The organism is Acidobacteriota bacterium, from assembly GCA_028875725.1.
Taxonomy (GTDB): domain Bacteria; phylum Acidobacteriota; class Thermoanaerobaculia; order Multivoradales; family Multivoraceae; genus Multivorans.
The window spans coordinates 99683-117107 of the sequence record JAPPCR010000005.1 but is presented as its reverse complement, the minus strand read 5'-3'; the positions used below and the strand labels follow the sequence as shown (position 1 = coordinate 117107).

The window sequence follows — 17425 nt, the reverse complement described above, 5'->3', positions numbered from 1 at the left end:
CATTCATGTACGTACACGGGGTGCTCGCGAGGGCTCGTTCGCGAACTCGGCGGCCAGGTCGATGCCGCCGTTGCGCCACGTGACGTCGGTGGCCTGGAGTCGGCCGGCCGGGGCGAAACGGGAGACGCCGGCTTGTTCGAAGGCACGGCGGATGGTCACGGGCAGGTGGCCGGCCACGGCTATGCCCTGAAGCCGGCCGCTCCAGTCGTCCAGCGGCGGGACACTTTCGATCGCGTGGATGCGGACGGTGCGGAGGCCGGGCGACGGACTGATCCGCGGGCCGGGGTCGACGATGACGGTGCCGGCGTCGAGTGCGTCCCCATGCCAGTCGAGGCCTCGAAGGTCGGCGTCCTCGCGGGCGAGGCGGACGCCGGCACGGTCGGCGGCGTTGCTCCGGCCCGGACATAGTTGGAGCGCCAGTTCCCTTAGAGCTTCGGCGAGGGCGGCGGCGAAGGTGGGGGCGGTGTCCGGTTCGGCGAACACGGCGTGGACGGACAGGCAGCCGCGCTGGTCGAAGGTCGCGATGTCGAGCGCCATGCCGCGGGCGGCCTGCTCCGGGTCGGCGCCGGGGCCGACCCAGCCGAGACTGAGCCTGGGGCCGAAGGCGATGAGGCGCCCTGTGGCGGCGGACTGGAGGGTATCGATCGTTGCCTCTTCGCCGTAGGCCACGACGAGGCGAGCGGAGGCGTGGAGTGGCGTCTCGACCGCTTCGTCGCCGCCGGTCCAGGTGACGGCGGCGTAGGCGTCGTGCAGCCTGGGTAGTCGCCGGCCGAGGGCGGCGAGGAAGGCCGGCGCGAAGTGGGGCTCGGCGCGGGAGGACTTGAACAGAGCGGGAGCGCGTGCCGCGAGCGCTGGCAGGAGGGACTGGATGATCAGGCCGGGGGGCTCGGCCGGAAGAACGACCAGGCTGAAGCCGTCATCCCGCTGGCGGTGCGGCCGCTGAAGTTCGGCGGCCGCGGCATCCTCGAGCATGCCTTCGCCGATGCTCTTCAGGCCGTGGTTCAGGCCGGCCGGCGAGAGGCCGGTGGATTGAAGCAGGCCGGGGTCGAGGTCGCGGCGCTCCGGGCTGTTGGCGTCGAGGAAGGCGTCGAGCGTGTCGTTCCAGGCGGCGAGCAGAACGTCGTCCGGGATGGCGCGGAGGGACGGCGCGGCCGCGGCCAGCCGTTGCGCGACGACCGTGGCTGTGGGTGCGCTCACGCGGCGCCCAGTTCCTCGGCGGTCAGGGAACAGCCGCGCAGTTCGGCGCCGCTCGCGCGGCCGAGCAGGCGGAAGGCGCTGCCCTCGCGGACACCGAGGTCCTCGGTGAGGACGTGGCAGACGGAGCCGAGGTTGGCGAGATCGAAGAGCGCCAGCAGGCCGGTTTGGCCCTCCTCGACCTCTTCGAGCGTGTCGGGGTCCAGCACGCGCCACGGCATCCAGGACGGCGTGCGCAGCCGCTCGCCGCCGGGGCGGGAGTAGGCCTGGCTGGTCAGTTCCGTCATGCCGTACTCGCGCACGACGGCGTCCGGCGCGAGGCCGAGCAGGGTGCGGGCGCGTCGCCGGACCGCCTCGGGCGTTGTCTCCAGCCGCTGGCCCTTGAAGCCGCCGGTTTCGAAGACCCGGCTCCCGGCGGGAAGGCGAATGGCGCCTCCCGATTCGCCCTGGAGACGGTCGAGCAACAGGACGAGGGCCAGGGCGGTCGCGAGGACGAGGACGGCTTCGCCTTCGGCCTGCGCGCCCAGCCAGCGGCAGGCGAGGTCCAGGTCGATGCCGCTGCTCGAGACCGCCCAGGCGCTGCCGGGCGCGGCGTGGCGCTCGAAGACGTGGGCCGCCATGAACGAGAGGCTCGAGTCGGGGGCGATCGCGCGGTCCGGGATGAGGGAGAGGATCGGCAGGCGTCCGGAGCCGGCCGGCAGGCAGGCGGCGGCGAAGGTGGCGTCGATCACCGTCCGGTAGAGATCGGGGTAGGAGTGGTAGTGAACGCTCCGGCGTTCCGCGCCGCGGGTGGTGCCGCTGCTTCGGAAGATCTCCAGCGGTTCGGCGGCGGCGAGCCGCAGCGACTTGAAGGCGGAGGTGGGCACGGCCGGAGCGGCGCGCCAGTCGTCGAGCGTGGCGGGAGTGACGCCGCGGCGATCGCAGAGCCGGCGATACGGCTCTACCCGCTCGTAGCCGAAGCGGGCAGCGGCCGCGGCGAGTGCGTCGAAGTCGCCGTCGACCCCGAGGATGAAGCGTTCGATCCGGTGGAGGAGCTGTGTCATGAGAAGAAGGCGGCGGCGGTGGTGGCCGGATGGCCGGCGAGATCGACTTCCTCATCGTCGACCGGGTCGGGCCACCACTCGGCCGGAAGGTGTCGCCGGTACGCGCGCTGCAGAAACCGGCGGTCGAAGAGGGCGATGACGCCGCGGTCCTCGGCGGAGCGGATCAGCCGGCCGGCGGCCTGGACCACGCGGGTCATCCCGGGGACGACGAAGGCGTACTCGAAGCCGCGCTCGAAGCGCTCGTCGTAGTAGGCCTGCAGCAGCCTTTGCTCCATCGTCACCGCGGGCAGGCAGGGGCCGACCACGGCCACGGCGAGCAGCGCGTCGCCCGGGTAGTCGACGCCTTCCGAGAACACGCCGCCCGCCACCGCCAGGAGCAGGGTGTCGCCGGCGAGCGGACTGGTCAGCGTGTCGAGCACTTCCTGGCGCCGCGCTTCGCTGGTCGTCTGCTGCTGGACGACCAGGTTGCGGCCGCAGTCGGGCAGCCGCTCCTGGACCTCGGCGAGAAACCGGTAGCTGGGGAAGATCGCCATCGAGTTCCCCGGCACGGACCGGGCGAACTCGGCCAGCCGCTCGGCGATCGGGCCGTAGTTCTGGTCGCGGGTCCGGTAGGTCGTCGTGACCGAGGTGTCGACGACGACCCGCCGGTTCCCGGCCGGGAACGCGCTCGGCACCTCGAGGGTCGAGGTGCGGTCCGGGTCGAGGCCGAGCAGGTCGCGGTAGAACTCGAACGGTTGCAGGGTCGCGGACAGGCCGATCGTCGAGCGGCAGCGGTTGATCGTGGCTCCCAGGAAGGAGCTCGCGTCCTTGCACAGGATGGCCAGGCTGGGCGCCCGGTCGATCCGCCGGAACAGGAAGCTGAAGGACTCCGCGTGCTTCGGCTGCGAGGCGAGCTGGAGGGTGTTCAGGAACCGCAGCAGCTCGAAGTAGAGCTCGACGAAGGCGTCGTTCGCGGCGAAGGAACGGGTGTCGCGGCGAAACTCCAGGTAGTCCACGAAGCCCCGGTCGAAGGCGGCCCGCAGGCGCCAGAGCTGTTCTTCGGGCGCGGCGCCCTCGGCCACCGCGTTGCGGTCTGGCGTGTCTACTGCCAGGTCGACCTCGCCCTGGATCAGCTCCTCCAGGGCGGCGCAGAGTTCCCGCAGGCGCTCGGTCGGCCCGCCCTCGGTGCCGCGGGCGGCCCGGCGCAGACCCGCGCGAGCCGCCCGGCAGCTTGCCGCCGAGAGCTCCGGGCTGTAGTAGCCGCGGCCGCGATCGATCAGGTTGTGGATCTCGTCGACGATGAGAACGGTGCCGGATAAGTCGGCGTCGCCCTGAAACTCGGTCAGCTTGACGAAGGGGTCGAGGGCGTAGTTGTAGTCGCCGACCACGACCTGCACCCGCCGGCCGAGTTCGAGGCTGATCTCGAACGGGCAGGCCCGGACCCCCTTCGAGACGTCGAAGATCGTGTCCGGTTCCAGCAGGCCGTGCCCGTCGAGCAGCCGGGGGATGACCTGGCTCCGCTGCAGCTTGACGTAGTAGTCGCGGGCGTACTGGCAGTAGTCCTCGTGGCAGATGATCTCGTCGTTTGCGCACATCCGCGCCTTGGCGCGGAGGTGCAGGGCGTGGAAGGCGCGCTCACGGTTCAGCAGGTCGATCACCCGGTTGGCCATCGCCTGCTGCGTGTTCTTCGCGGTGAGCACGAACACGCGCAGGTCCCGCGCCAGCGCCTCGCGGAGCACCGGGAACAGGACGGCGGCGGTCTTGCCCAGCCCGGTCGGCGCCTGGACCAGCAGGTGCTCGCGCTGCTCGACGGCGAGGCCGGAGCGGTCGATGATCTCCTGCTGGCCGGGCCGGGGCTGGTGGAAGGGAAACTCCAGGCGTTCGGCGGCCAGCTCGCGGCGCTGGCGCTCGGCTCTCTCCGACTCGTACTCGCGGACGAGCCGGTTGAGTCGCTGCCGGATGTCGGAGTCGAGCTCCTCGAAGTCGAGTTCCACGTCGAGGCGGTCGATCCCGGCGGTGCCGATCTCGATCAGAACGAGTTCGGCGCGCACCGGCAGCGCGGCGGCGACGCCCGAGCGGTGGACGATCCAGGCGTAGATCGCGGCCTGCCGGCGGTAGGTGGCGAGCAGCGCCGGCGAGGGCTCCGTGTTGGGCCGCACGGACTTGATCTCCTCGATCGCCAGACGGCCGTCCGCGTCCCGGTAGATCCCGTCCGCCCGGCCGGTCAGGGTGATCTTCCAGCCCCGGTGTTCGAACTCGAAGGACAGCTCGACCTCGCGCCGGTAGCTCGGCTCGCGCTCCATCGCCTGTTCCTGGTAGCGGCTGTGGATCGCCTGGCCCACCCAGAGCCGCTCGAAACCGCCGCGATTGGCGAACCCGAGGTGCCTCGCGGCGCTGTGTTCGAGCAGGTCCGCCACGGACAGCCGGAGCGTCCTCCCGTCGTCGTCGAAACGCGGCGGCATAGGCGGCGAGACTACCGTTTCAGCGGTTGTCTTCCGGGGGCCGATGGCATAGCCTCGTTTGCTATGCCTGACAACTTTCCCGGTGCCGACAGCCCCCTCGATCTCGGCAATGTGACCAAGGCGCTGCGCGAGCGCCTGGGCGGTCTGAAGATCATCGCCGTGGTGGTCGTGGCCGGCCTCCTGGCCCTGTCCAGTGTCTACACGGTGCAGCCCGAGGAGGTGGGGGTCATCCTCCGTCTCGGCAAGTACGCGGGCACGACCGAGCCTGGCCTGCGCTTCAAGATCCCGCTGGTCGACGACTTGACCAAGGTGCCCGTGAGGCGCCAGTTGAAGCAGGAGTTCGGCTTCAGCAGCGAGAGCGTGGGGGTGCGAAGCTCCTTCGTGTCCAACCCGGACGAGGCGAACATGCTGACCGGCGACCTGAACGCCGCGGTCGTCGAGTGGGTGGTCCAGTACCGGGTCGTCGACCCCTACCAGTATCTCTTCCGGGTTCGCCGCCTGGACGCGACCTTCCGCGACATGAGCGAGGCGGTGATGCGCAAGGTGGTCGGGGACCGCACGGTGAACGAAGTGCTGACCGTCGGCCGGGCCGAGATCGAGGGCGCGGTGAAGGTCGAGCTGCAGGAGTTGTGCAACCAGTACGAGACCGGGATCGCCATCGACCAGGTGGTGCTGCAGAGCAACAACCCGCCCGAGCCGGTCAAGCCGTCCTTCAACGCGGTCAACCAGGCCGAGCAGGAGCTCGAACGGCTGGTCAACGAAGCCGAGGCGGAGTACAACCGGGTCATTCCCCGAGCCGAGGGTCAGGCGCTGCAGACGATCCAGCAGGCTGAGGGTTACGCGCTCGACCGGGTGAACCGGGCCCAGGGCGACGCGACCCGTTTCAACGCCCTCTACGAGGAGTTCCGCCAGGCGCCGGAGGTGACGCGCAAGCGGCTGTTCATCGAGACGATGGAGCGCGTGCTGCCGAAGGTAGGCCGGAAGATCGTCGTCGACGAGGACGTCGACGGTCTGACGCCGATCATGAGCTTCGAGGGAGTCAGCGCCGCGAGAACCTCGCGGCAGGTCGCGGCCCAGCAGGCCGGGGAGGGAACGCCGTGAAGGTCCTGACCATCCTCCTGGTCCTGGTGGTGCTGCTCGTCGCGAGCAACGCGCTGTTCATCGTTCCCGAGGATCGCCAGGCGATCATCACGCAGTTCGGCGCTCCGGTTGGTGACGCGATCGATACTCCCGGACTGAAGTTCAAGCTGCCCTTCATCCAGAAGGCCCACTACTTCGACCGCCGCTTCCTGGAGTGGCAGGGTTCCGCCGAGGAACTGCCGACGCGCGACAAGGTGTTCATCTTCGTCGATACCTACGCCCGGTGGCGGATCTCCGACCCCCTGCTGTTCTTCCAGCGGTTGCGGGACGAGCTGGGCGCGCAGTCGCGGCTCGACGACATCCTGGACGGCGAGACCCGCAACGCGATCGCCAACCACGACCTGATCGAGGTGATCCGCAGTTCCAACCGCGAGGCCGCGGCTGACGAGTCGTACCCGGACGCCGGCGGCGGCCTCGACGAGGACGGAGGCGGCGGCCTCGAGGAAATCGTCACCGGCCGCGACAAGATCCGCCAGGACATCCTGGCCGCGGCCCAGGACCGGACCGCGGATCTGGGCATCGAGGTGCTGGACGTGCAGTTCCGGCGCATCAACTACGGCCAGCAGGTCGAGCCGGATGTGTTCAACCGGATGATCTCGGAACGGCAGCGGATCGCCGACCGCTTCCGCTCCCAGGGCCAGGGCCAGGCATCGGAGATCCTCGGCAACATGGATCGCGACCTGAAGCGGATCGAATCGGAGGCCTACCGCCAGGCGACCGAGATCCGGGGCCGGGCGGACGCGGAAGCCACCGAGATCTACGCCTCGGCTTACAACCAGTCGGTCCAGTCGAGGAACTTCTACGAGTTCCTGCGCACGATGGAGGCCTTCGAGAAGACGATCGACCCGAACACCTGGTTGGTCGTGTCGACCGACAGCGATTACTTCAGCTTCCTGAAGGCGAGCGGCCCATAGCTGCCGGTTCGGCGGTCAGTCGATAGATGACCGGCCTGATTGGACTCCTGGTCATCCCGGGCATCGCCTGGCTGCTCTCCACGAACCGCTTCGGGGTCCGCTGGCGGACGGTGGTCACGGGCATCGCGATCCAGTTTGTCCTTGCCCTGCTGATTCTGAAGACGGCCCCTGGTCGAGCCTTCTTCGCCGGCGCGACGGAAGTCGTGACGGGTTTCCTCGAGTTTGCCGACGAGGGCTCACGGTTCGTCTTCGGCCAGGGGTTCGACCTCGTTCCCTTCGCCTTCCGGGTGCTGCCGACGATCATCTTCTTCTCGAGCGTGGTCGCGGTCCTCTACCACCTCGGCGTCATTCAGCGGGTGGTCAAGGTCTTCGCCGTGGTGATGACGAAGGTGATGGGCACTTCCGGCCCCGAGTCGCTGTCCGCCTCGGCGAACATCTTCGTCGGCCAGACGGAAGCGCCGCTTCTCATTCGCTCCTACGTCGGCAAGATGACCCGCTCGGAGCTGATGGCGGTGATGACCGGCGGCTTCGCCACCGTCGCCGGCGGCGTTCTTGCCGCCTACGTCGGGATGGGCATCTCGGCCGGCCACCTGATCGCGGCCAGCGTCATGTCGGCGCCGGCGGCCCTGGTCATGGCCAAGCTGATGGTCCCGGAGACCGAGACGGATCGGGTCTCGGCGGATACCGACTTCAAGGTCAAGACCCCCTGGGCCAACATGATCGACGCCGCCGCCCAGGGCGCCGGCGACGGTCTGAAGCTGGCGCTGAACGTTGGCGCCATGCTGCTCGCCTTCATCGCCCTGGTGGCGCTGGTCAACGGCCTCCTCGGGCCGGTGGGGGGCTGGATCGGCCTTCCGGGCCTGAACCTGGAGATGATCCTCGGCTTCCTGTTCCGGCCCCTGGCCTGGGTCATGGGGGTGCCGTGGGCGGAGGCGGACGCGGTGGGGACGCTTCTCGGCCTGAAGACCGCGGCCAACGAGTTCGTCGCCTACTCCCGCTTCGAGGACATCTCGGCGGACAACCAGTTGTCGGAGAAGTCCCGGGTCATCGCCACCTACGCCCTGTGCGGCTTCTCGAACTTCTCGTCGATCGCGATCCAGATCGGCGGCATCGGCGGCATCGCCCCGGAACGCAAGAGCGAACTGGCCAGCCTCGGGCTCCGCGCGATGATCGCGGGCACCCTCGCCTGCCTGCAGACGGCGACGATCGCCGGCCTGCTGATCTGAGCCACCCGCCCGCGGCGAGATCGGGGAGAGGGTCCCAGCGGACGCTCGCCCCCACTTGCTGGATGTGGGGTTGGGGGCTCGCTTCGGTCGACTGCGCTTCACACCGGCCTGCGTTGATGTGAGGGTCTCGACAGGCGCTTGTCTCCAGCCCGCTGGGACCCTCTCCCCGATCTCGCCACGGACTGGACGTCGTCACGGCCGGGCGTCACGCTGCGGTGCAGGCTACGGTGCGTTCCCGGCTGAGCTGGCGGCTGAGGGAACGAGGATGAGCAACTGGATCGCGTCGAAGAGGAAGTGGGCCGCGATGGCGGGCCAGATGTTGCCTCGCCAGATGGTGAGGTAGCTGAAGGCGACGGAGAGGAGGGCGACGCCGAGAAGGAGGAACGGCTGCTCGTAGTTCAGGTGGGCGAGCACGAAAAGGACGTTCGACGTCGCGAAGCCGGCTCTCGGCATCAGGAAGCCGCGAAAGAAGATCTCCTCGACGACGCCCGCGGAGAGGCTGACCATGAGTCGGATCAGCACAGGGAGACTGCCCATCCAGAGAACCATGCCCGGCGCCTCGTTCGGCAGGTTCTCGAAGCCGCCGGCGGCGCCGACGGCGAGTGCCGCGATCAGCACGACGAACAGGACGCTGGCCCAGAGGACGACGCCGGCGCCGAGACCGATTCCGACCTCGACCGGCACGCTCTGGCCGGTCCGGGTGCGCAGACCGAGCTGGCTCAGCACGACCGTGCGGGCGTCGTGCCCGCAGCGCCAGTAGCCGAGGAACAGCCAGAGTGCCAGCGTCACGACCAGGAGGGCGTGCATCAGGAACAGGTTCACGGGAGAAAGGCGCTCGAAGTCGATCTCGTCGACGCGGGACGGCAGGCCGATCTGCCCGGCGGCGGCGAACACGCCGAACCAGAGCACCAGGGCGAGCAGGCCGATCGCGGCGAGGCGGCGCAGGTCGCCCCACGTGGCGTCGGCGAAGCCGGGCGGCAACAGACCGCGCGCCGCCGTGGATCGGTCGATCCACCAGGCGCACGCGGCGCCGGCCACCAGCGGGAGCGCCAGGCGAATCAGGGTCACGGCCGGCATCCTACTGGTAGGGTTCGGCGCTGCCGCGAACCACCCGGGAGAGGGCTTTGGACCGATTTCCAGGCGTTGATTTCATGAACTTCGACTCGCTGCTCAGCGGCGAGGAACGACTCATGCGGGACACCGTCCGGCAGTTCGTCGACGAGCGCGTGAAGCCCATCATCGAGCACTGCCATCGCGAGGCGAAGGCGCCGATGGAGCTCGCCCCCGAACTGGGCGATCTGAACCTGTTCGGGGCGAACTTCTCGGAGTACGGGCTGCCGGGCCTGGGCGATGTCGCGTACGGCCTCGTCATGCAGGAGCTGGAGCGCGGGGACTCGGGCGTCCGCAGCATGGTCTCGGTCCAGAGTTCCCTGGTCATGTACCCGATTCTCGCCTTCGGCTCCCGCGAGCAGAAGGACCGGTTCATTCCCGGACTCGCGAGCGGCCGGATGATCGGCTGCTTCGGGCTCACCGAGCCGGACTTCGGCTCGAACCCCTCGGCGATGCGCACGCGGGCGCGCCGGGACGGGGACTGCTGGGTGCTGAACGGCGCCAAGCAGTGGATCACGAACGGCAACGTCGCCGACGTGGCCGTCGTGTGGGCGCGCACCGACGAGGGGATCCGGGGGTTCCTCGTCGAGCAGGGGACGGAGGGCTTCACCAGCGCCGAGATGCACGGCAAGTTCTCGTTGCGGGCCTCGGCGACCGGCGAACTCTCGTTCCAGAACTGCCGGATTCCGGCCGACAACATCCTGCCGGGGACCCGGGGTGTCGGCAGCGCGCTGCAGACCCTGAACCAGGCGCGCTACGGCATCTGCTGGGGGGGCCTCGGGTCGGCGATGGAGTGCTACCACACGGCGCTCGAGTACGCCCGGCAACGGGTGCAGTTCGCCGGTCAGCCGATCGCCAGCCACCAGCTCGTCCAGGAGAAGCTGGCCTGGATGATCACCGAGATCACCAAGGGACAGTTCCTCGTCTACCAGTTGGCGGGGCTGAAGACGGCGGGGACGATGGAGCCCCAGCACGTGTCGATGTGCAAGCGGAACAACGTCTGGGTGGCGCGCGAGTGCGCGAAGCTGGCGCGCGAGATCCTGGGCGCGAACGGCATCTCGGACGAGTACCCGGTGGTCCGCCACATGCTGAACATCGAATCCGTCTACACGTACGAGGGCACGCACGACATCCACGGCCTCGTGATCGGCGCGGCGATCACCGGCATTCCCTCCTTCAACCCGCCGATGAGCCGCGAGCAGGCGCGCGAGGCCGTCGACCGGCCGGTGCCTGCCGCTGCCGCCGCGGGGGCCGGCTCGTGACCGGGGAGCTCCGGGACCACGACTTCGTCGCCGTCACCGAGGCCGCCGCGGTCGCGGCGGCCCAGACGATGGGATACGGCGACCGCCACCACTCGGACCACGTCGCCGTCGAGGCGATGCGCGGGGTCCTGGCGGACATGGCGATCGACGGCCGGGTGGTGATCGGCGAGGGGGAGCGGGACAAGGCGCCGATGCTCTACGTCGGCGAAGAGGTTGGCCGTCGGGCCGCGGGCGATCTGCAGGTGGACTTCGCGGTCGACCCCCTGGAGGGGACGAATCTCTGCGCCACCGGGGCTTCGGACGCGATGGCGGTGCTCGCCGCCTCCGAGCGTGGCGGCCTGCTCCACGCCCCCGACATCTACATGGACAAGATCGTCGTCGGCCCGACCGCTCGCGGGAAGGTCGACCTGGACGCTCCGGTCAAGGACAACCTGAAGGCGATCGCGGCCGCCTTCGACTGCGCCGTCAGCGCCCTGACCGTGGTCGTTCTCGACCGGGACCGGCACCGGGGCCTGATCGACGACATCCGGAGCGCCGGAGCGCGCATCAAGCTGATCGGCGACGGGGACCTGTCGACGGCGATCGCGGCGGCGGTCCGCGGCACCGGGGTCCACGCGGTGATCGGTGCCGGCGGCGCGCCGGAAGGAGTGATCACGGCGGCGGCGATGCGTTGCCTCGGCGGGGAGATCCAGGGGCGGCTGTCGGCGCTCTCCGACGAGCAGAAGCGGCGGCTCGCCCAGTTCGACATCGAGGATCCCGACCGCGTCTACACCACCGAGGAGCTTGCGCCGGGGGACGACATCCTGTTCTGCTGCACGGGCGTCACCGGCGGCGACCTGCTCCGGGGCGTCCGCTTCTTTGGTGACGGCTTCCGGACGTCGACGTTGACCATGTCGCTCAAGGAGGGCGTCATTCGTTTCGTCGAGACGATTCACCGTGGCGAGGACGGTGGTCCCGTCTACTTCTATTGAGGTGGGGAACGTGGACGACCCAGCGGCGGAACGGCCGTGATCAAGCCGGACCACTGGATCAGCGCCTGGGGCGAAGCGGGCGGCGTCGACCCCTTCGAACCGGACCAGGTGAACGCGGCCAGTTACGACGTCCGTGTCGGCGACCACTGGATCTGCCCAACCCGCGACCCGGAGGAGTTCCACGGCGACAGGATCAAGCTGTTCCCGAACGAGGTCGTGCTCGCCACCACCCTCGAGTTCGTGCGGATTCCACGTTCGGTGGCCTGCGACCTGAAGCTCAAGTCGACGCTAGGCCGGTTGTGGATCAACCACTCGCTGGCCGGCTGGTGCGACCCGGGATTCGAGGGGAACATCACCCTGGAGCTGCAGAACCTGGGCCCGGTGCCGTTCGTGCTCGACGCGGGCCGCCGCATCGCCCAGCTCATCTTCATCGCGATGGAGTCCGAGCCGCGGACCGCTTACGGCGAGCCGGGGGCCGGCAGCCGCTACCAGCACCAGCGCGGCGCGACCCGCGCCCGATCCTGAGTTGGAGGCCGCCGTGCCGGAACCTGTTCACCAGACGATTCGGCTCTCCATCGACAGCCGGTACGAGAACATCGAACTGGTCAAGGCCGTGCTGGACGAAACGCTCGAGTCCCTGCCGATCGACGAAGAGACCGGCTACTGGATGGGCATCGCGTTGCGGGAAGCACTGACCAACGCGATCAAGCACGGCAACGCGCTGGATCCCGAGAAGAAGGTGGACGTGTGTCTCGCGGTGGGCGAGAGCGGAGTCGACATCACGGTCGAAGACCAGGGCAGCGGCTTCGATCCGGGCGCCGTGGCGGACCCGCTGGCCCCCGACAACCTGCTCAAGACGGAAGGCAGGGGCATCTTCTACATGCGCAGGTTCATGGATAAGATCGACTACGATTTCGGCGCCGAGGGCGGCACGAAGGTCCGGCTTCACAAGAAGTTCGGCACCCCGGGCGGCAGCGCCGAAGCAAACCAGGGAGGAGCGAATGAAGATTGACAAGCGCCAGCGGGATGGAGCGACGATTCTCGATCTCCAGGGCAGGATCACGATCGGCGAGGGCGACGTTGCCTTGAGAGAGGCCGTCCTCGCGGCGGTCGGCGAAGGCGCTACGAACATCCTGCTCAACATGGGGCGGGTGCGTTCCATCGACTCCTCCGGCGTCGGTGAGCTGGTTGCCGCCTACACCACGGTAACCAACCGGGGCGGCAAGCTGCGCCTGTTCTCCATGCCGAGCAGGGTCCTCGGGGTGCTCCAGATCACGCAGTTGGTTACCGTGCTGGACATCCTGGAGGACGAGGACGAGGCAGTCGCTTCGGTCGCCTGAGAGAGCGGTGGACGCGGAAGGCAGGGGGCGGTCGCGGGAGCATCGCCACCACGGGGTCGGCGGCGGCCGGCTGGCTGTCGTCTGCCTGTCCCTGCTCCTGGTTCTTGGTCTCGCCGGCGGCGCCTGGCTGGGCGCCAGCGACGACCCGGAGGACACGGGACGGGACTCGATCTACAAGTACCTCACGCTGTGGGAGGAGGTACTTCGGCTGATCCGCGGTTCGTACGTCGAGGCGACCGACGGACGTAGCCTGACGGCGGGCGCCATGGATGGCGTGACGGACGCCCTCGATCCCTTCTCGGTCTACGTACCGCCGGGCGAAGTCGAGTCGTACCGGGCAGCGCGTGAGGTGGGCCGCCGGCACTCGGGCGTCCTCGTGCTCAAGGAGCGCGGCACCGCCTATGTGGTCGCGGTCGACGGCGGCAGCCCGGCCGAGGCCGCGGGCCTGGAGCGGAACGACATCGTCGCCGGTATCAACGGTCGCTCGTCCCGCGCGATGCCCCTGTGGGAACTGCGGCGTCAGCTCGCCGCTCCGGTCGGTTCCGAACTGGACCTGGAGCTGGTGCGGCGTGGCAACAGCGTCGACGTGAGCCTGACCCTGGACGAGTACGAGCCGCTTCCGCCGGAGTTCGAGGAGATCCGGGGGGTCGGCGTGTTGAGGATCCCGAGCTTCGGTTCCGGCACGGCGGCCCAGGTGGAGGCGTTGCTCGACGGCTACGCCGGCGACTCCCTGCTGATCGATCTCCGCGGCGTCGCGGGAGGTTCCGCGAGGGCCGCCTACGCGGTGGCGGGCCTGTTCGCCGTTGGCGAACTGGGCAGCTTGATCGACCGGGAGGACCGGAAGCTCGAGACCTTCGAGGGCGTGGGGGGGCTGTACTCGGGAGACATCGAGGTCCTGACCGATCGGAGTTCGCAGGGACCGGCCGAGATCCTGACCGCCGTTCTGCGTCAGGCGGTCGACGCGGACCACAGCGGCGAGTCGACCTTCGGCCATGCCGGAACGTTGCAGCAGATCGAGTTGCCGAACGGCGGCGGCCTCCTCGAGACGACCGCTGCCTTCTACACGGACCCTGAGGGTGCACGGCTGAACCGCAGAATCCGGGTCAGCGCCGAACACCGCCTGAGTGCGTTCGCCCTGGGCGAGAGGGACGACGGCCTGGATCCGGTCCTGGACGAGGCTCTGATTCTCATCCTGGAGGCGCCCGCCGAGCCGAACCAGCAGTAGCCGTAGCTACGCCTCCCTTCGCTTCGCCCGCTCCCACAGCCGTTCCAGTTCCTCCACTCGGTAGTCGCCGCCGGGTTCGAGTTCCGTCTCCATCGCCGCGAAACGGCGGCGGAACTTCCGGTTCGCCGCCGCCAGCGCGCGTTCCGGGTCCACGTCCAGGTGGCGGGCGAGGTTGGCGACCGCGAACAGCACGTCGCCCAGCTCCTCTTCGACCCGCGCCTTCGCCTCGACGGACTGGCCGGCCTGGTCGCTTGCCGTCTCATCGTCCAGTTCGCCGAGTTCCTCGGCCACCTTGGCCCGCACGGCTTCGATCGAGTCCCAGTCGAAACCGATGCCGGCCGCCTTCTGGCCGAGCCGGTAGGCGCCGACCAGCGCCGGCAGCGAGACCGGCACTCCGTCCAGCACGGAGCGCTCGCCGTCGGTGCTCCGCTTCCGCTGCTCCCACATTGCCGCGACCTCGGCCGCGGAACCGGCCTTCGCCTGGTCCTTCTCGTCGCCGAACACATGGGGGTGTCGCGCGACCATCTTGTCGATCACTCCGCGGATCGCCCCGGCAAGCGGCACTTCCTCCAGCTCGGCGTCCGTCAGCCGGGCGACGTACACCGCTTCGAACAGCAGATCGCCCAGTTCCTCGCTGATCGCGGCGGGATCGCGTTCGTCGATCGCCGCGGCCAGTTCGTGGGCCTCTTCGATCAGATACGCCCGCAGATCCGCCAGCGACAGCTCACGGTCCCATGGGCAGTCGACGCGCAGCCGGTCGATCAGATCGGCGATCGGAGCGAGCGAGCAGGAGTCGGTTCCGGCCGCGTTTCCTTTGCTAGGGTGTTGCATCCTGGGAAGCGGAGGTCGGAAGTGAAGGTCACCGACAGAAGGATGTTCACGGACGACGGCGAACTGCGGGAAGAGTACCGCTTCCTCGAGCAGCAGAAGGCCGGGCCGACCGCCGAACAGCCGCCCTCGGGCGCCAGTCAGGACAGCCCGACGAGTCCGGGCGAGGCGCCGGCCGGCGGGGCTGGGCAGGCTCCGTCCGCGACGCCGTCCCCGGGCCCCGAGGAGGCGGCCTCCCGGATGCCGCCGCGGGGGGCGCAGTCTCCCGGCTTCATGGACCTGGTCGCCGTACTCGCCGAGCCGATCGCCTTCCTGCTCGGCGACGCCCAGCTACCGGACGGTCAGAGCGCCCAGGATCTGCCGCGGGCCCGGCTCCACATCGACCTGCTGTCGGTGCTGCAGGAGAAGACGCGGGGCAACGTCTCCGAACAGGAGACGGCGCTGCTCGAGGATCTTCTCGCGCAGCTCAGGATGCGGTACGTCGAGAAGAGCCGCGGCTGACTGCCTGCTGATCCGGCCCGTCCGAAGGCAGTACCCGGACGTGATCTGAGCATTGTACAGGCAGATTGATGCCGCCAGGGACTTGACAACAGATCGCTTAGGTCTTAGGGTTTCTAGCGCGCTGGGCCAGGCAGGCGGTTGAATCCGCACCCGCCCGGAAGCGCCGCAGAACGGAGAAACCGACCCGTCGCGCTCACCGCGCGGACGATTCAGGAGAGAGAGTCTTGAGCAAGATCATTGGCATCGACCTGGGGACGACGAACAGCGTCGTCGCCATGATGGAGGGTTCGGATCCGAAGGTGGTTCCGAACTCGGAGGGAAGCCGGACCACGCCGTCGATCGTCGGCTTCACGGAGAAGGGCGAGCGGCTTGTCGGCCAGGTCGCCAAGCGACAGGCGGTGACCAACCCGGAGAACACGGTCTTCTCGATCAAGCGCTTCATGGGGCGGCGCCTGGGCGAGGTCTCGGAAGAGCAGAAGATGGTCCCCTACGCGGTCTCGAGCGCCGGCGACGACGTGCAGATCGGAGCCGCGGGCAAGACCTACACGCCGCCCCAGATCTCGGCCATGGTGCTGCAGAAGCTGAAGCAGGCGGCCGAGGACTATCTCGGCGGTCCGGTCGAGCGCGCCGTGATCACGGTTCCGGCGTACTTCAACGACGCCCAGCGTCAGGCCACGCGGGATGCCGGCCAGATCGCCGGACTGACCGTCGAGCGGCTGGTCAACGAGCCGACCGCGGCGGCGCTTGCCTACGGCCTGGACAAGGAGGGCGATCGCACGATCGCCGTCTACGACTTCGGTGGCGGCACGTTCGACATCTCGATTCTCGAGGTGGGCGAGGGCGTGGTCGAGGTCAAGGCGACGAACGGCGACACGCACCTCGGGGGCGACAACATCGACCAGCGGATCATCGACTGGCTGCTGGAGGAGTTCAGGAAGGACCAGGGCATCGATCTCGGCCAGGACCCGATGGCCATGCAGCGCCTCAAGGAGGCCGGCGAGAAGGCGAAGATCGAGCTGTCGGGCGTCCAGGAGACGGAGATCAACCTCCCCTTCGTGACCGCCGACGCCTCGGGGCCGAAGCACCTGAACGTCAAGCTCTCCCGGAGCAAGCTGGAGCAGCTCACCGAGGACCTGGTCAGGAGCACGCTCGAACCCTGCCGCCAGGCGCTCAGGGACGCCGGCCTCGGTACCAGCGACATCGAGGAGATCGTCCTGGTCGGAGGCCAGACCCGGATGCCGGCCGTACAGGAAGCGGTCAAGGAGTTCTTCGGACGGGAGCCCCATCGCGGCGTGAACCCGGACGAGGTGGTCGCGATCGGTGCCGCGATCCAGGGCGGCGTGCTGGCCGGGGACGTCACGGACGTCCTGCTGCTGGACGTCACGCCGCTCTCGCTTGGCATCGAGACGCTGGGCGGCGTCTTCACCAAGCTGATCGATCGCAACACGACGATTCCCACCCGCAAGAGCGAGGTGTTCTCGACCGCCGGCGACAACCAGACATCGGTCGAGGTCCACGTGCTTCAGGGTGAGCGCGAGATCGCCGGCGACAACCGGACGCTCGGCCGCTTCCACCTGGTGGGTATCCCGCCGGCGCCTCGCGGCATGCCGCAAATCGAGGTCACCTTCGACATCGACGCCAACGGCATCGTCAACGTGTCGGCGAAGGACAAGGGCACCGGCAAGGAGCAGAAGATCACGATCACGGGCTCGGGCGGCATCGAGAAGGACGAGATCGAACGGATGGTCTCCGATGCCCAGGCTCACAGCGACGAGGACAGGAAGCGTCGCGAGGCGATCGATGCCCGCAACCGGCTCGACTCCCTGGTCTACGGCACGGAGAAGAACCTCGCCGAACACCGGGACAAGCTGTCCGACAGCGACCGCGGTGAACTCGAGTCCGCGATCGAGGACGCGAAGAAGAGCATGGAGGGCGAAGACGCCGCCGCCATGCAGAGCGCGTCCGCGCGGCTGACCGAGGCGTCGCACAAGCTGGCGCAGGTCATCTACGAACAGACCAGCGCCCAGGCGGCTCCCGACGCGCCTCCGGGCGCGGGCGGCCCCGGGGACGGCGGTCCCCAGGCCGCCGATGACGACGTGATCGACGCCGACTTCGTCGACGTGGATGAAACGTCCGGAGACGGCGGAACCTCCGGGGACAAAGGGGCCAGCTAGGTGACGCCGCCGCGGTCGTCGCGTGGGCGCCGTCCCCCGTCCCGCCGGCGGCGGGT

At 69.0% G+C, this 17425-nt stretch carries 16 protein-coding genes; 11 read left to right on the top strand and 5 right to left on the bottom strand.

Features of this window, described 5'->3' with window-relative positions; translation table 11 throughout:
- Nucleotides 1-3 precede the first annotated feature (3 nt).
- Genes OXI49_00710 through OXI49_00700 form a run of 3 tightly spaced genes read right to left on the bottom strand, consistent with a single transcriptional unit; the run spans nucleotide 4 to nucleotide 4678 of the window.
- Nucleotides 4-1197, bottom strand: a complete 1194-nt coding sequence (locus OXI49_00710; protein MDE2689013.1) for a hypothetical protein — start codon at nucleotides 1195-1197, stop codon at nucleotides 4-6.
- Nucleotides 1194-2237 (bottom strand): hypothetical protein, encoded by a 1044-nt coding sequence (locus tag OXI49_00705; protein MDE2689012.1) that lies wholly within the window; start codon nucleotides 2235-2237, stop codon nucleotides 1194-1196. Before OXI49_00705 ends, OXI49_00710 begins: the two co-directional genes overlap by 4 nt.
- Nucleotides 2234-4678 carry a PD-(D/E)XK nuclease family protein gene (locus tag OXI49_00700; protein MDE2689011.1) on the bottom strand — a complete coding sequence of 815 codons (2445 nt, stop codon included), beginning with the start codon at nucleotides 4676-4678 and terminating at the stop codon, nucleotides 2234-2236. The genes OXI49_00705 and OXI49_00700 overlap by 4 nt, the downstream gene beginning before the upstream one ends.
- Before the next feature lie 63 nt (nucleotides 4679-4741).
- Here OXI49_00700 and hflK point away from each other — a divergent pair, with 63 nt between their 5' ends.
- The 3 genes from hflK to OXI49_00685 are packed head-to-tail and all read left to right on the top strand — an operon-like array spanning nucleotide 4742 to nucleotide 7958.
- Nucleotides 4742-5779 (top strand): FtsH protease activity modulator HflK, encoded by a 1038-nt coding sequence (hflK, locus tag OXI49_00695; GenBank protein ID MDE2689010.1) that lies wholly within the window; start codon nucleotides 4742-4744, stop codon nucleotides 5777-5779.
- Nucleotides 5776-6732 carry a protease modulator HflC gene (hflC, locus tag OXI49_00690; protein MDE2689009.1) on the top strand — a complete coding sequence of 319 codons (957 nt, stop codon included), beginning with the start codon at nucleotides 5776-5778 and terminating at the stop codon, nucleotides 6730-6732. The genes hflK and hflC overlap by 4 nt, the downstream gene beginning before the upstream one ends.
- Before the next feature lie 26 nt (nucleotides 6733-6758).
- Nucleotides 6759-7958, top strand: a complete 1200-nt coding sequence (locus OXI49_00685) for a NupC/NupG family nucleoside CNT transporter (GenBank protein MDE2689008.1) — start codon at nucleotides 6759-6761, stop codon at nucleotides 7956-7958.
- Nucleotides 7959-8180: 222 nt separating this feature from the next.
- Here the strand turns inward: OXI49_00685 and OXI49_00680 are convergent, their stop codons facing one another.
- Nucleotides 8181-9026, bottom strand: coding sequence for a CPBP family intramembrane metalloprotease (locus tag OXI49_00680; protein ID MDE2689007.1), 846 nt, complete (start codon nucleotides 9024-9026; stop codon nucleotides 8181-8183).
- A gap of 83 nt (nucleotides 9027-9109) precedes the next feature.
- Between OXI49_00680 and OXI49_00675 the strand changes: the two genes are divergently transcribed.
- From OXI49_00675 to OXI49_00650, 6 genes are read left to right on the top strand one after another with little or no spacing between them, the layout of a single operon-like run.
- The gene (locus OXI49_00675) at nucleotides 9110-10330 is read left to right on the top strand and encodes an acyl-CoA dehydrogenase family protein (GenBank protein MDE2689006.1); all 1221 of its coding nucleotides are present in this window, start codon (nucleotides 9110-9112) and stop codon (nucleotides 10328-10330) included.
- A complete protein-coding gene (gene glpX, locus OXI49_00670) occupies nucleotides 10327-11301 on the top strand; it encodes a class II fructose-bisphosphatase (GenBank protein ID MDE2689005.1) in 975 nt (324 codons plus the stop codon). Before OXI49_00675 ends, glpX begins: the two co-directional genes overlap by 4 nt.
- A gap of 36 nt (nucleotides 11302-11337) precedes the next feature.
- On the top strand, nucleotides 11338-11826 hold the full coding sequence (dcd, locus tag OXI49_00665; GenBank protein ID MDE2689004.1) for a dCTP deaminase: 489 nt from the start codon (nucleotides 11338-11340) through the stop codon (nucleotides 11824-11826).
- 13 nt (nucleotides 11827-11839) lie between these two features.
- Nucleotides 11840-12313, top strand: coding sequence for an ATP-binding protein (locus tag OXI49_00660; GenBank protein ID MDE2689003.1), 474 nt, complete (start codon nucleotides 11840-11842; stop codon nucleotides 12311-12313).
- Nucleotides 12303-12641, top strand: a complete 339-nt coding sequence (locus OXI49_00655; protein MDE2689002.1) for an STAS domain-containing protein — start codon at nucleotides 12303-12305, stop codon at nucleotides 12639-12641. The genes OXI49_00660 and OXI49_00655 overlap by 11 nt, the downstream gene beginning before the upstream one ends.
- A gap of 7 nt (nucleotides 12642-12648) precedes the next feature.
- Entirely contained in the window at nucleotides 12649-13866 is a 1218-nt protein-coding gene (locus OXI49_00650) for a S41 family peptidase (protein MDE2689001.1), read from the top strand.
- Between the two features lie 6 nt (nucleotides 13867-13872).
- On the opposite strand, the gene mazG is transcribed toward OXI49_00650, so the two are convergent.
- Nucleotides 13873-14697, bottom strand: a complete 825-nt coding sequence (mazG, locus tag OXI49_00645) for a nucleoside triphosphate pyrophosphohydrolase (GenBank protein MDE2689000.1) — start codon at nucleotides 14695-14697, stop codon at nucleotides 13873-13875.
- Between the two features lie 21 nt (nucleotides 14698-14718).
- Between mazG and OXI49_00640 the strand changes: the two genes are divergently transcribed.
- Together OXI49_00640 and dnaK are read left to right on the top strand one after the other, a co-directional pair.
- Complete coding sequence (locus tag OXI49_00640) at nucleotides 14719-15195, top strand: DUF1844 domain-containing protein (GenBank protein MDE2688999.1); 477 nt, start codon at nucleotides 14719-14721, stop codon at nucleotides 15193-15195.
- A gap of 224 nt (nucleotides 15196-15419) precedes the next feature.
- Complete coding sequence (dnaK, locus tag OXI49_00635; protein ID MDE2688998.1) at nucleotides 15420-17369, top strand: molecular chaperone DnaK; 1950 nt, start codon at nucleotides 15420-15422, stop codon at nucleotides 17367-17369.
- Nucleotides 17370-17425: the final 56 nt, after the last annotated feature.